This is a genomic window from Porphyromonas bennonis DSM 23058 = JCM 16335 (assembly GCF_000375645.1).
GTDB classification, from domain to species: Bacteria; Bacteroidota; Bacteroidia; order Bacteroidales; family Porphyromonadaceae; genus Porphyromonas_A; species Porphyromonas_A bennonis.
Window position 1 is genome coordinate 61,478 of record NZ_AQWR01000003.1, and the last position, 13,462, is coordinate 74,939.

Below are 13,462 nucleotides of genomic sequence, written 5' to 3' on the forward strand. Positions count from 1 at the left end.
TCGGTCACTGCTTCTTATCCTTATCCTCGAGACTCTCCTCAAGCGGCTTGCGCCGGTGTGCACGATACATCATCACGCCGAGGACGATCACCACTATGGCGATGATGACTCGCCCGATCTCCGTACTGTATCGTGAGACCATGGGGCTGAGCTGATCCATCGGCACCACGCTCTCCAGGTACCACCCGATGGCGATCAGTATTGCATTCCACAGCCCTGCGGCGAGAGCGGTGTAGAGGTAAAAGGGAGCCAGCGGCATCTTTGCCAGACCCGCCGGGAGGGATATCAGCTGGCGGATACCCGGGATCAGCCGCCCGGTAAAGGTCGCCACCTTACCATGCTCGACGAAGTACTCCTCCGCATGGCGCACCCCCTCCTCGCTCAGGAGGAAGAAGGCTCCGACCCGACTCCCGGCAAAGGCATAGACCACAGGCCGACCGAGCCAGCGGGCGAGGAAGTAATTCACTGTCGCACCGATCAGCGCTCCCAGGGTACCGAAGAAGAGTATCCCCACCACACTCATCTCCCCCGTGCTAGCAGCGAGGTAGGCCGCCGGCGGTATGATGATCTCGCTCGGGAAGGGGATGAACGAGCTCTCTATCGCCATCAGCAATGTGATGGTGAGGTAATTGAGATGCTCCAGGCACCAGGCGATGAAGGGAATGCTCTCCATACGACGATCAGAGCTGGTCCGCCGGCAGTGGCTCTACCGACAGCGTGACGAAGTAGGAGCGTTGCTCGCCGGTGAAGCGGTCTTTCTTGCGGAAGACGAATCCTCGGAGCGTGCACCTCTCTTCCTCCGTCAGCTCGATCGGAGAGAGACTCTGAGAGAAGGTTCCGGTGACTCCATCGTCCGTCTCTATCGTCACGCGACCGTCCTCTGTGGCGATCACCGTGGCAGGGACGAGAGGGAAGGAGGCGAGAGCCTCCATCGGGTCGATCCTGCAGGGATCGATCAGAAGTGCCCGCTGCTGAGCCGGACGCTTGGGGGAGGGCTTGCGAACCGTGTCGTAGAGGAGGATGAAACTGACGAAGTCTCCGATCATAAAGTCCTCCTCGTCTCCCGGTAGGTAGTGGTGCTTGCTCTCTGTGTCTACGAGGTGGAAGGAGTGCATCCCCTGGCTGTAGCCGGTGATGTAGGCGACCCGAAGCGGGAATAGCTCCCGAGGATCTGCCTCTGACGGCTCCATGTGAACCACTACTGCGTGACTGTCCTCCGGCTCGATAAACTTGACGTCGAAGAGCTTCCCTCTCAGATCCCCCTCCGGCAGACCCATCTCTGTGGGATTGGTCAGCAGGACCCGCCCCTCCGGGCTACTCAGCTTCAGCATAGGCACCACCTGTCGCATCGGCTGCTTGAGTCTCAGAGCGATCACGTCCATAACGATCATAGGAGTGGCGGCCAGGGATCGATAGACATAGGCCTCTGCCGGCTTGGCATCGAGGATGTAGTGTGCCTTATTCTCCTTATCCTCCACCGTTCCCTCAGGGATCAGCTCCATCATCTTGTCGAAGCTCTGTGGCAGCTTCCGTCCCCGCTCTCCAGCGATCTGTGCGATGATGCGCAGCTCGCGGAGAGCCTTGTCGTAGGCTCCCCGATCGATCAGCAGTTTGGCGTAGTGTAGTCGGATCGTGAGGAGGTAGGGCGCATAGTCGTCCGTCTCCTCCTTCAGCGTCTTGGCGAGAGCGGCAGCCTCCAGCTCCGGATCATCGCCGAGGAGTGAGGCCAGCTCGCCCCAGATCCTCGGCTGGGTGTATATCAGCAGTACCCGGAGGTACTCCTCGAGTGCGGTCTCCCGCTCCCCTTCCAGTAGATGCAGTCTAGCCTGGGTAAGTTTAACGAGGCGGTCATCGGGATAGAGGCTCTGCAGCCCGGTGAAGAGCTCGTAGATCATCTCCGGCACGGGACTCTCCCGCCGGTCGATCAGCTCCTCGATGGAGGTGATGAGGGCGCGATCCACAAGCGAGGAGCTCTCCTGGCTCCGCTCCTTGCGTCCCTTGCCTCCGCCCCGCTGCCAGTCCTCCGATCGGAGTGACTTAGCGGGATCCCACTTAGTGAGGAAGGTGGTGAAGTCGAAGTGCTCCCGGAAGAGTCCCTTCACCCGGAGCACCTGGTCGAGGATCTTGGAGTTAAGAGCCGAGGGCTTCTCTATGTCGAGGCTCAGATAGATACCCAGTGCCTGACGCACCTCGTCGAGTGTGATGTACTTATTGCGGAAGTCGAAGAAGTCACTCACCACCTGAGCCACCCTCGGGTGGAGAGCCTTATGGAGTCCCTCTGGAGTATTGTGCCAGCTGAGTACCTTGTCGAAGGTCTGACGGACCTGATCCCTCCTGTGGTAGGGGTTCTTCTCCTTCTGGTATCCGGTCAGCAGCTCGCTCAGCTCGCCGAAGTGCGGCACGACACTCTGACGAAGAGAGATGAGAGACTCCTCCGCCATCGGTGCGGTGGCGCCCATCCCATCGACCAGCGTCTCCATCTCAGCCACCGCGTCAGCAGCGGTGCTGATATCCCTCTGCTCTATCGCACCCGTGGCGACGTCCTTCAGCACCCAGAAGAGTGCCGATGAGGACCACTGATTGGGTGATGCCTTGTAGTCCTCCCGAGCCACCTCTACAGCACTCTCCAGATCACCTTCCTGTCGGAGAGCCATTACCTCTTTGTATCCCATACTAAGTTTTATTACATCTCACTTGCTCATCTCCCCTCCATCGGGGAGTCTGTGTGTGGTCATCCTCTTTGTCTTATCATCTATCCTGTCGTGAGACCGATCGGAGAGGGGGCTCATCCCCTCACTCCATCGGCTCAGCTGCTCCTGACAGGACTCAGAGTATAATCGAAGCGGTGGAGAGCCACTTTTCCCAAAGGAGCTCCCTCCGCTACTTACTCGATCTCCTGAGTAGGCTGCCGACCACTCACCGGCGGTCGGTCAGGTCCGATGTGTCAGAAGGGCAGGTCGTCTACGCCACCGCCGTTGCCGCCGTCACCCTGCTGAGGACCATAGGGCTGCTGCGGCTGCTGTCCGTAGCCGGGCATACCCTGCGGCTGCTGACCGTACCCGGGCATGCCCTGAGGAGCCTGTGGCTGCGGACCATAGTTGCCCATAGGCTGCCCATAGGGCGTCCCCATCTGAGGAGCGGCCATCTGGCTCGGGTCTATCTTGACGATGTTGCGGACACGGATGTCGGTGTACCACCGATCGTTGTACTCGCGGCTATTGACGTAGAAGAAGACCTGCACGGCATCGCCCTGCTGCAGGTTGTATCCCCTCACTCTGTCCTCTCCGAAGATGGAGAAGTGGACCTTCGTCGGATACTCCTCCTGCGTCTCCACGATATACTCCTGGACGAAGAAGTCCTTGCCTGTGTTCTTACTCGTTCCCGTACGTGGCTCCAGGATCTTGATGATGGTACCTGTCAGTTGTCCCTCGTTCATTTTCTCTTGATGTTATAAGGTTGTGTAGTAATTATGGTCTCACTGTCGTGGCTCATCCTCGGTAGGGAGGGAAGCCGACGATACTGCGTATCTCTCTGAGGGTCGCCTCGGCGCTCTCGCGAGCTCGCTCGGCACCGGCGGTCGCCACCCTCTCGAGATAGGCGCGGTCGCTGCTGTACTCCTCGATCCGCTCGCGTATCGGGGCGATAAAGGCATTGAGATCCTCGGCGATCTGCTTCTTCAGATCCCCATAGCGGATCGAGCAGTCGTCCCACGCCGCGCGGTAGAAGTCATTTGTCTCCTTGTCGGACACGATCTCCAGGAAGGTGAAGAGGTTCTGGATCACCTCCGGCATCTCGCTGTGAGGCTCCTGAGGACCGGCATCGGTCACCGCCTTCATCACCTTCTTGCGGATCGTCTTCTCGTCGTCTCTGAGGTAGAGTGCATTGCCCTCGCTCTTGCCCATCTTGCCGGAGCCGTCGAGTCCGGGGATCTTCACCGCACTGTCTCCATTGCTGGCAAGTGACTTGGGGAGGGGGAAGAAGTCTACCCCGTAAGTGCTATTGAAGCGCTTGGCATAGATCCTCGCCATCTCCATATTCTGCTCCTGATCCTTGCCGACCGGGACGCCCCAGGCGCGGTGCTGCAGGATGTCAGCAGCCATCAGCGTCGGGTAGGTGAGGAGACCGGCATTGACATTATCCGGCTGCAGGCGGACCTTGTCCTTAAAGGTCGTCGTCCGCTCCAGCTCACCCATATAGGCGAGCATATTGAGGTAGAGATAGAGCTCCAGCGTCTGATGGACGTCGCTCTGCATGTAGATGGTGCACTTCTCCGGATCGAGACCGCAAGCGAGGTACTCCGCCAGGATGGTATAGTCGTTGGCGATGATGTCCTTGGGGTGGGGTGCTGTCGTGAGGGAGTGCCAGTCAGCGATGAAGAAGTAGCACTTCTCCTCATTCTGAAGCTTAAGAAAATTGATGACAGCCCCGAAGTAATTCCCCACATGGAGGTTTCCGGTAGGACGTATGCCGCTTACGATGGTATGCATAGATCTATCTATTAGAGTATTAATCGGTCGCCTTAGGGTCGTAGTGCTACCGGGGTGATCCAGACCCTGTCGACGTGGGACAAAGGTACTAAAAAAGCGGTACAGATCTCGCCCTCCATCTCAGCGATCCTGACCGGTCGGCGAGGGTCTCGGCGGAGGCGGTCCCACCACCTCATCTGGTGTGATAAAAGGGAGTTAGTGCGCCTCGAGCCAGTTCTTCCCCACACCGACGTCAGCGATCAGCGGGACGCTGAGTGAGGGCAGCACCTGCTCCATCTCCTCCTTTACCATGGCCATCAGCCGCTCCCGCTCCTCGGCGGGGACGGTGAAGCAGAGCTCGTCGTGCACCTGCAGGATCATCTGCGAGCGGAAGCCCTCCTCCCGCAGACGGTGCGCTACCCGGACCATCGCCACCTTGATGATATCGGCGGCGGTACCCTGGATCGGGGCGTTGATCGCCATACGCTCCGCATTGGCGACGAGGTTTCGGTTGCGCGAGTTGATGTTCTGTATGTAGCGCCGGCGGCCGAAGAGGGTGTCCACGTAGCCGTCTCGGTGCGCTCGCTCGATCGTCTCATCCATATAGCGCTTCACGCCGGGGAAGGAGTCGAAGTAGCCATCGATCAGTGCGGCCGCCTCGCTGCGCGGTATGTCGAGCCGGGAGGAGAGACCGAAGGCAGAGATACCGTAGATGATCCCAAAGTTTGCCGTCTTTGCCCGACGCCGCATCTCCCCGGTCACCTCCTCGCGAGGGACTCCGAAGATCTTCGCTGCCGTGGCGGCGTGGATGTCCGCCCCGTGGCGGAAGGCGTCGATCAGGGAGGGATCGCCGCTCAGGTGCGCCATCAGCCGCAGCTCCACCTGAGAGTAGTCGGCGCTGACGAAGAGATCGCCGGCCTCGGGATCGTTGGCGGTAAAGGCCTTGCGGATCTCCCGTCCCTGCTCATCTCGCACCGGGATATTCTGCAGATTGGGGTCGCTCGAGGAGAGCCTACCGGTCGCTGTCTTCGCCTGGTGGTAGGTGGTGTGGATCCGTCCGGTCTCGGGGTGGATCATCGAGGGGAGGGGGATCAGGTAGGTGCTGAGCAGCTTGGAGAGACCGCGGTAGTCGAGGATCAGCCCGACGACGGGGTGCAGGTGGCGGATCTTCTCCAGCTCCTCCTCTCGGGTGGAGTACTGACCGGTTCGGGTCTTCTTAGGCTTCGACAGCAGCTTCAGGTGATCGAAGAGGAGCTCACCCACCTCCTTAGGGGAGTTGATATTGACCGGATACCCATCCACAGAGTCGTAGATCTGCTGCTCCAGTCGCTTCAGCGCCTGCTCCATCTCGCCGATAGCCTCGCGGAGGAGGGTCTCATCGACACGCACTCCCGCCTGCTCCATCTCCAGCAGCACGCCCATCAGAGGCATCTCGATGTCGTAGAAGAGTGACCTCAGGTGCTCCTCCTCCATCTGTGGCGAGAGGTGGTGATAGAACTGGAGCGTCACGTCGGCATCCTCCGCGGCGTAGGGCAGCACTTCCTTCGGATCCACCTCACGCATCGTCCGCTGCTTCCGTCCCTTCCCGATCAGCTGCTCGATCGGGATCGGGCGGTACCGCAGCAGCGTCTCGGAGAGATAGTCCATCCCGTGACGCGACTCCGGATCCAGCAGGTAGTGCGCCAGCATCGTATCCCAGAGCGGAGGGACGGCGTGGATGTCGTAGCGGGCGAGGAACTTGAGGTCAAACTTCCCGTTGTGCGCCACCTTCACCTTCTCCGCGTCGGCAAAAAAGGGAGCAAGGGGTCTCAGCAGCTCCTTCGCCTTCTCCATCTCCTCCGGCAGGGGAATGTACCACGCCTCGTGGGGTCGGACGGCGAAGGAGATCCCGACGAGGTGATCCTGCATACCGTCCAGACCGTCCGTCTCGGTGTCGAAGGCAAAGGCCTCGGCGCCGGAGAGTGCCTCAAGGAGCGCTCTCATCTCCGTCTCGCCGGAGACTAAGGTGTAGCTGTGCTCCACCGTCGTGATGTCCCCGACCGACTTGTCCTCGAGCGGCTCCGACAGCTCCTCCGGAGCGAGGTCAAAGAGGGACCTCTGCGGCGCGGGTGTCGGGGACTCCTCGAGGAGCGCCTTCTTCTTGGACCGGAAGTCCAGCTCATCGTAGATCTCCACCAGCCGCTGCCTGTCCTCGGTCGTGCGGGTCATCTCCTCTATGGAGACCTCTATCGGCACATCGGTGACGATGGTGACGAGACGGCGTGAGGTGTCGAGCTGCTCCCGATAGTCGATCAGGTTTTGCTTCATCTTCCCCTTCAGCTCCCCGATATGGTCGTAGATCCCCTCGATGGTGCCGTACGTCCTCAGGAGATCAGCGGCACGCTTCTTCCCCACCCCCGGCACCCCGGGGACGTTGTCCGACGCATCGCCCATCAGTGCCAGATAGTCGCGCACCTGCGATGCGTCCGTGAGATCGTGCTTAGCCGCCACCTCGCCGGGTCCCAAGCGATCGAAGCTCCCCGAGCTCCCCGGCGACAGCATATGCACCCGCTCCGACACCAGCTGACCGTAGTCCTTGTCCGGCGTCACCATCAGCACCTCCAGATCCGGGTGCGCCGCCGAGAAGTGCGTCGCCAGCGTCCCGATCACGTCGTCCGCCTCGTAGCCCTCCACCTCGTAGCTCTGCACGCCACGCGCCCGGATGATCTCCCGGATGTAGGGGAGGGCAAAGGTGATCGCCTCCGGCTGCTTCGCCCGCTGCGCCTTGTACTCCTCGTACTCCTCACTGCGGAAGGTCCCCCCCGACGGGTCGAAGACCACCGCCAGGTACTGTCCCTCTGCTGCCTCGAGGATCTTGTCGAAGGTGTTGATAAATCCGAGCACGGCGGAGGTGTCCTCGCCCCGACGATTGAGCATCGGACGATTGGCAAAGGGGAAGTAGCCCCGATAGATCATCGCGAAGGCATCGATAAGGTAGAGTCGTGTGGGAGTCTGCTGAGTCATATATAATTGCGCCTAATTGATTTGGATAGGAAAAGGTACCAAAAATAACCCGGACCCTTCGCCTGACGATCCCGCAGGGCAGGGGTGACGCATTTGATCTTTACCGCTATGCAGAGGAGATCTGCGGTGCGAGATTCCTCTCCTAATGCACCCGCCTGCCGATCCCGCAGGGGCGAAGCCCCGGAGGGATCGCCGGTCTTTAGCCCGGATGTCGAGGGGCGCAGCCCCGAAGACTCCGGGAAAGAAGAGCTCGGGAAAGATATACGACCCCGCCAGGGTGTCGCACTTATAAGGGAGTCAGGCAACCGGTGCGACACCCTTGCGGGGTCGCGATTACTTGCGATGCCCGGTCCACGGGTCTTCGGTGCTACGCCTCTCGACCTCGTGGCTAAACAACGAGCACCCACAAGGGGTGCTTCGTTCCCCACCCTTCCTTCATAATGAGTTGATGGATTTCTGTGCTACTCAAATGCGTCACCCCGATCCCGCAGGGGCGAAGCCCCGGAGGGATCAGCGCTTTTTAGACCGGGTGTCGAGGCACGAAGTGCCGAAGACCCCGGGTTACGTTCGATCCATTAAAAATCCGACCCCGTCAGGGCGTCGCACTGGCAGCCGCCTACTCAATCAGTGCGACACCCTATCGGGGTCGCGACACTTCCCCAACGCATCCATTTCCCGGAGTCTTCGGGGCTAAGCCCCTCGACACCCGGGCGAAACAACGAGCACCCCTATCGGGTTGCCACCCGCCTACCGTGCTATATTTTGGACGTATCGGATGGCGCGATAGACACCCGGTATGTATCTTAAGGCCCTCTTTGCCCGCTGATCCCGCAGGGGCGTAGCCCCGGAGGGATCAGCGCTTTTTAGACCGGGTGTCGAGGCACGTAGTGCCGAAGACCCCGGGTTACCTTCGACGGCTCCTTAATATCCGACCCCGCCAGGGGTCGCACTCCCTGAGTCAGATCGTTAGTGCGAGCACCCCTCCGGGGTGCCTCCCCCCGATGCTCCTTTCTATCGGTTCCGCTGTGCCCAGACCCTCCTCTGTGCAGTATTTCGGGAGGAGCGTTGTTAGGTAGGTGTAAGGGGATGAGGTCGCCGCCTCTGACCCGAAGATTAGTTTTATTTCTCACACAATAATTTTTAGGACATCATGAAGTCACTACTCAAGGTCGGCGCACTCGCCACCATCACCCTCCTCACCGCCTTCGGTGCCACCGGCTGCAAGGACAAGAATAAGCCGGTCAATCCGGACCAGATCACCGTCTCCCTCGACGCCTCCGCCAAGACCATCGAGGTGGGCAAGAGCGAGACGCTCAAGGCTACCCTCAAGGGCAAGAACCTCAAGGGCGTCACCATCCTATGGCAGAGCAGCGACCCGAAGGTCGCCACTGTGGACAAGAGCGGCACCGTCAAGGGCATCAAGCCCGGTACCGCCAAGGTAACCGCTACTGCCTCGCGCGGCAAGGCCTCCGCCTCCTGCGCCATCACCGTCAAGGAAACTAAGAAATAACTCATACATTACTCACCAACCCTTCTGTGAAAAAATGCCGCACCTTCCTGGTGTGGCATTTTTTTATTGGTTGTCATCCGGAGATGACACTTTGGAGAGATCCGTGGACTTTAACACTTTTCCGATCCTCCGAAGTGGTTGCGACAAGTGCTGATGTGGAGCGAGAAGGGACAAAAAGTCAGACATTCTTGGGACTTTTGTCATAGTTTTAGTGGACAACTTTGGCTAACTTAGTCGGCGAATAGGAATAGAGAGTTTCCCACTTTTCGCTACGATAAAATTATTAATACACTTCATATCAGCGTTTTACATATGGAGACCACCATGCTTCAGGAGGAAAAAGTTTCCCAAGATGTCAGGTCCTCGACACCTTCAGGTCACGACTCAGTAACCACCTTACTCGAGGTGATCAAGCGGGACGGACGGCGCGTGCCCTTCGACAAGAGCAAGATCACCATCGCCATCGAGAAGGCGATGAACTCCTCCTCGGGGATCTACGAGGCGGGTCAGGCGGCGCAGATCGCCGACGAGATAGAGAGCTATGCCGCCGTCGTCCGCACACCGATGACGATCCACTCCATCGAGGAGATGGTCTACTACAAGCTGACGATGTACGGCAACATCGCCACCGCCAAGGCGTACGAGAGCTACCGGTCGGTGCAGGAGTTTAAGCGCCAGAGCAATACCAACGACTCCAGCATCCTTGGCATCCTCAATAAGACCAACCGCGGCGTGATGGACGAGAACTCAAATAAGGACGCCAAGATCGTCTCCACGCAGCGCGACCTGATCGCAGGCGAGGTCTCTAAGGATATCGCCCGCCGCCTCCTCATGCCGGCGGACATCGTGATGGCGCACGACAGCGGTGCGATCCACTTCCACGACATGGACTACATTATCCAGCCGATGTTCAATTGCTGCCTGATCAACCTCGAGGATATGCTTCACCGCGGCACCTGCATCAATGGGAAGAAGATCGACAGCCCCAAGAGCTTCCAGGTCGCCTGCACCATCACGACGCAGATCATCGCCCAGGTCGCCTCGGGTCAGTATGGCGGTCAGTCGATCAACGGCATCGACCGCATCCTTGCGCCCTACGTGCGACGGAGCTTCGACAAGTATCTTAAGTACGCCCTCGATGACCAGGAGAAGATCTACGGCATAGAGCCCAACCTCGAGAAGGCTAAGGAGGTGGCGTGGAAGCGTACGAAGAAGGAGGTGAAGGACGGCATCCAGACGATCCAGTATCAGATCAATACCCTCATGACGACGAATGGGCAGGCGCCCTTTGTCACCCTCTTCATGTACTTCCGGCCCGGGTACGAGTACGAGCGGGAGGCGGCGCTGATCACCGAGGAGATACTCCGGCAGCGGCTCGAGGGGATCAAGAATGAGTCGGACGTCTACGTCACGCCCGCTTTCCCCAAGCTCATCTACGTCCTCGACGAGCACAACGTCCACCCCGACAGCAAGTACTACTACCTCACCGAGCTGGCGGCGAAGTGCACCGCCCGCCGCATGTACCCCGACTATATCTCTGCGAAGAAGATGCGGGAGATCTATAAGGGCAACGTCTTTGCCCCGATGGGCTGCCGCAGCTTCCTCTCCCCCTGGCAGGATGAGGAGGGAAAGTATGTCTTCGACGGCCGATTCAATATGGGCGTCGTCAGTCTCAACCTTCCCCAGATCGGGATCCTCTCCGGTCGGGACGAGGAGCGCTACTTCACCATCCTCGAGAAGCGACTCGAGCTCTGCAAGCGGGCGCTCCTCTTCCGCTACGAGCTGCTGAAGGACGTCACCAGCGACGTCTCGCCGATCCACTGGCAGTACGGGGCGATCGCCCGGCTTAGGCCGCACCAGAGGATCTTCGACTACCTCCAGAGGGGCTACGCCACCATCTCGCTCGGCTACATCGGTCTCTACGAGGCCTCTATGCTGGTGACGGGAGAGCCGCACACGACCGAGGAGGGACATCGATTTGCCCTCCGGGTGATGCGTCGGCTGAGACAGGCGGTGGATGAGTGGAAGGCGGAGACCGGACTCGGTTTTGCCCTCTACGGCACGCCCGCCGAGAGCCTCACCAATCGCTTTGCGAAGATCGACCTCGCCCGCTTCGGCTCTATAGAGAACGTCACCGACAAGGGCTACTACACCAATAGCTACCACGTCGATGTGCGGGAGCCGATCAGTGTATTCGAGAAGTTTGACTTCGAGAGCGAGTTTCAGGACCTCTCCACCGGAGGCATGATCTCTTACGTCGAGATCCCCAATATGACCAATAACATCCCCGCCGTGCTGACGATGATCCGCTACATCTACGACCACATCACCTACGGGGAGTTCAATACCAAGAGCGACTACTGCCACGTCTGCGGCTTCGACGGCGAGATCAAGGTGAATGACGACAACGAGTGGGAGTGCCCCCAGTGCCACAATAAGGACCGCTCCAAGCTCACCGTCATCCGCCGAACCTGCGGCTACCTCGGAGAAAACTTCTGGAACGAAGGGCGGACAAAGGAGATCAAGTCCCGCGTACTGCACATTTAGTAGAGATGTCTCTCCACTACGCACAGATCCGCCGGTACGACGTGGCCAATGGCGAGGGGATACGCACCTCCGTCTTCGTCACCGGCTGCACACTCCACTGCGTTGACTGCTTCAACGTCCTCTACCAGGATCCCACCTACGGGACTGAGTGGAGCGAGGAGACGACCGCCCGGGTGATCGACTACCTCCGCGACCCCAATGTCGCCGGGCTGACGCTCCTCGGGGGCGAACCGATGCAGAGCCCCGGGCTGGTGCCGGTGGTGGAGGAGATACGCCGGACTCTGCCGGAGGGCAAGACGATCTGGGTCTACTCCGGCTACACCTACGAGCAGATCGTGGCGGACCCCGAGCGGAGGCGCCTCCTCGAGCTCTGCGATATCCTCGTGGACGGACGCTTCGTCGCGAGACTTAAGGACCTGAGGCTCCGCTTCTGCGGCAGCTCCAATCAGCGGATCATCGCCATCCGCCCCTCTCTCGCCGCCGGCACCCCGATCCTCTACGATCCCGCTTAGTCGACACCCCCGGACTAAACCCGATATTAGTCATCCCTATTACCGGTAATAGTCGACACTGATATCGGGTTTAGAAAAATCTAATACCGGTAAAAGAATTCGCCGACCTTAGCCAGCTGGACCCCAGCCCGGTACGCCGCCCCCTGCGGGATCGGCACGCGGGGAGGTGGATCTCTCTCAGATACACACCCAGTGTCATTCGTGCCGTCCGACCTGTCTGACCCGTCCGATTCGTCTGATATGATAGCGCATCAGACGGGAGGCACCTCGAAGAGGTGCGTTTTTCGTAGCCAGTGGTCGAGGAAGGGCGTAGCCCCGACGAAGACCTCGGGAAACGATGGATCTCCCTCTTCCGCCTCGACCCCGCCAGGGCGTCGCACTATCAAGCCTGCCCGGGGAGTGCACCCCCTTTGCGGGTCGCCGGAAAAGGGAATTTCTGTTCGGCGACCCGCAAGGGGTCGAGGGGTAGGGATGGGGCTCTGTACATCGGTCATCCGCGAAGCGGTGACCGATGCCTATGGAGCGAGCACCCTTCGGGTGCCTCACAGATGAGCCCCCCGGTATATGTTTACCCCAATGCTCAAATGCGTCACCCCTGACCAATCTCTCTTTATCTCTTTATTTCACAGAGAAAAAAGGTACCTTTGACCCGGGTGTAACAAATCCTGTAAAAGCCATGGTTAAGATAAACGTACAGATCAGAGATCTTCGCGCAATCAAGGAGGCCTCGATCGACCTTGAGGGTATCACCGTACTCTCGGGACTCAATGCGTCCGGAAAGAGCACCATCAGTAGGCTTCTTTATTACGTCGGATATTACGCCAATGGGTACCAGAGCCTTCTGGAGACTTCGCTCTTCAATGAGCTCCTCCCGATCCTTACTTTCCTGTACCAGAATATTATTGGACTTGGAGCCAAGCTACTAACCAAACCGCACTTTCCCCTCTCTGCCCTGCTGAGTAAGGAGGATATCTTCGAGCGAGAGGAGGACATCCACGACTGCATCACGGTGATCAAAGAGGTCTTTGCCTTTGGGGAGCAGGTCAAGAAGGTTGATCGTGAGCGCCTCGGCAAGCTGATGGGTAAGACCATCAACCGACGTGAGGTCTATCTGCACACACTTGATGAGCTTGATGAGAAAGTGGGGCAGATCTACCGCCGATACAATAAGGATCTGCTTGATCGTCCCGTGACCCCTCTCGTCAGCAGTCTCCGAAGCGACTTCCCCGGAGCAGAGGAGGATCTCGTGGAGCATATCAGTGTCAGTGAGGAGGAGACCGTGATCCTGGGACCTCACCGTAAGACCCTTGGTCAATTCTCTTCGCTGGACCACATCTTCTACATCGACACCCCTATGATCACGATGATGCCTCGGATCTCACAGGGTGAGGAGGGGAGGCTGCCGCTGAGCTGATCCCGCTTTT

9 protein-coding genes are annotated in these 13,462 nt (G+C 59.2%); 4 read left to right on the forward strand and 5 right to left on the reverse strand.

Translation table 11 applies throughout. The features are described from left to right. Positions 1 to 4 precede the first annotated feature (4 nt). The 5 genes from B088_RS01220 to polA all read right to left on the reverse strand — a co-directional run bounded on the left by B088_RS01220 (position 5) and on the right by polA (position 7,469). Positions 5 to 673 carry a DedA family protein gene (locus B088_RS01220; protein WP_018106585.1) on the reverse strand — a complete coding sequence of 223 codons (669 nt, stop codon included), beginning with the start codon at positions 671 to 673 and terminating at the stop codon, positions 5 to 7. 7 nt (positions 674 to 680) lie between these two features. After that, positions 681 to 2,672, reverse strand: a complete 1,992-nt coding sequence (locus B088_RS01225; protein ID WP_026170414.1) for a tetratricopeptide repeat protein — start codon at positions 2,670 to 2,672, stop codon at positions 681 to 683. 272 nt (positions 2,673 to 2,944) lie between these two features. After that, positions 2,945 to 3,436, reverse strand: coding sequence for a DUF3127 domain-containing protein (locus B088_RS01230; RefSeq protein WP_018106588.1), 492 nt, complete (start codon positions 3,434 to 3,436; stop codon positions 2,945 to 2,947). Between the two features lie 52 nt (positions 3,437 to 3,488). Beyond that, positions 3,489 to 4,487, reverse strand: a complete 999-nt coding sequence (gene trpS / locus B088_RS01235; RefSeq protein WP_018106589.1) for a tryptophan--tRNA ligase — start codon at positions 4,485 to 4,487, stop codon at positions 3,489 to 3,491. Positions 4,488 to 4,682: 195 nt separating this feature from the next. Continuing rightward, complete coding sequence (polA, locus tag B088_RS01240; protein ID WP_018106590.1) at positions 4,683 to 7,469, reverse strand: DNA polymerase I; 2,787 nt, start codon at positions 7,467 to 7,469, stop codon at positions 4,683 to 4,685. A 1,150-nt stretch (positions 7,470 to 8,619) separates the two neighbouring features. Between polA and B088_RS01245 the strand changes: the two genes are divergently transcribed. The 4 genes from B088_RS01245 (at position 8,620) to B088_RS01260 (ending at position 13,452) form a co-directional block, all read left to right on the forward strand. After that, a complete protein-coding gene (locus B088_RS01245; protein WP_018106591.1) occupies positions 8,620 to 8,979 on the forward strand; it encodes an Ig-like domain-containing protein in 360 nt (119 codons plus the stop codon). 312 nt (positions 8,980 to 9,291) lie between these two features. Continuing rightward, positions 9,292 to 11,526 carry an anaerobic ribonucleoside-triphosphate reductase gene (nrdD, locus tag B088_RS01250; protein WP_018106592.1) on the forward strand — a complete coding sequence of 745 codons (2,235 nt, stop codon included), beginning with the start codon at positions 9,292 to 9,294 and terminating at the stop codon, positions 11,524 to 11,526. Positions 11,527 to 11,531: 5 nt separating this feature from the next. After that, positions 11,532 to 12,038, forward strand: a complete 507-nt coding sequence (gene nrdG, locus B088_RS01255; protein WP_018106593.1) for an anaerobic ribonucleoside-triphosphate reductase activating protein — start codon at positions 11,532 to 11,534, stop codon at positions 12,036 to 12,038. A gap of 676 nt (positions 12,039 to 12,714) precedes the next feature. Beyond that, positions 12,715 to 13,452: a hypothetical protein gene (locus B088_RS01260; protein ID WP_018106594.1), complete on the forward strand. Its 738-nt coding sequence runs from the start codon at positions 12,715 to 12,717 to the stop codon at positions 13,450 to 13,452. Positions 13,453 to 13,462: the final 10 nt, after the last annotated feature.

Coding starts and splice junctions, on each gene's coding strand:
- B088_RS01220 (WP_018106585.1), bottom strand. CDS start 673: ATGGAGAGCATTCCCTTCATCGCCTGGTGCCTGGAGCATCTCAATTAC.
- B088_RS01225 (WP_026170414.1), bottom strand. CDS start 2,672: ATGGGATACAAAGAGGTAATGGCTCTCCGACAGGAAGGTGATCTGGAG.
- B088_RS01230 (WP_018106588.1), bottom strand. CDS start 3,436: ATGAACGAGGGACAACTGACAGGTACCATCATCAAGATCCTGGAGCCA.
- trpS (WP_018106589.1), bottom strand. CDS start 4,487: ATGCATACCATCGTAAGCGGCATACGTCCTACCGGAAACCTCCATGTG.
- polA (WP_018106590.1), bottom strand. CDS start 7,469: ATGACTCAGCAGACTCCCACACGACTCTACCTTATCGATGCCTTCGCG.
- B088_RS01245 (WP_018106591.1), top strand. CDS start 8,620: ATGAAGTCACTACTCAAGGTCGGCGCACTCGCCACCATCACCCTCCTC.
- nrdD (WP_018106592.1), top strand. CDS start 9,292: ATGGAGACCACCATGCTTCAGGAGGAAAAAGTTTCCCAAGATGTCAGG.
- nrdG (WP_018106593.1), top strand. CDS start 11,532: ATGTCTCTCCACTACGCACAGATCCGCCGGTACGACGTGGCCAATGGC.
- B088_RS01260 (WP_018106594.1), top strand. CDS start 12,715: ATGGTTAAGATAAACGTACAGATCAGAGATCTTCGCGCAATCAAGGAG.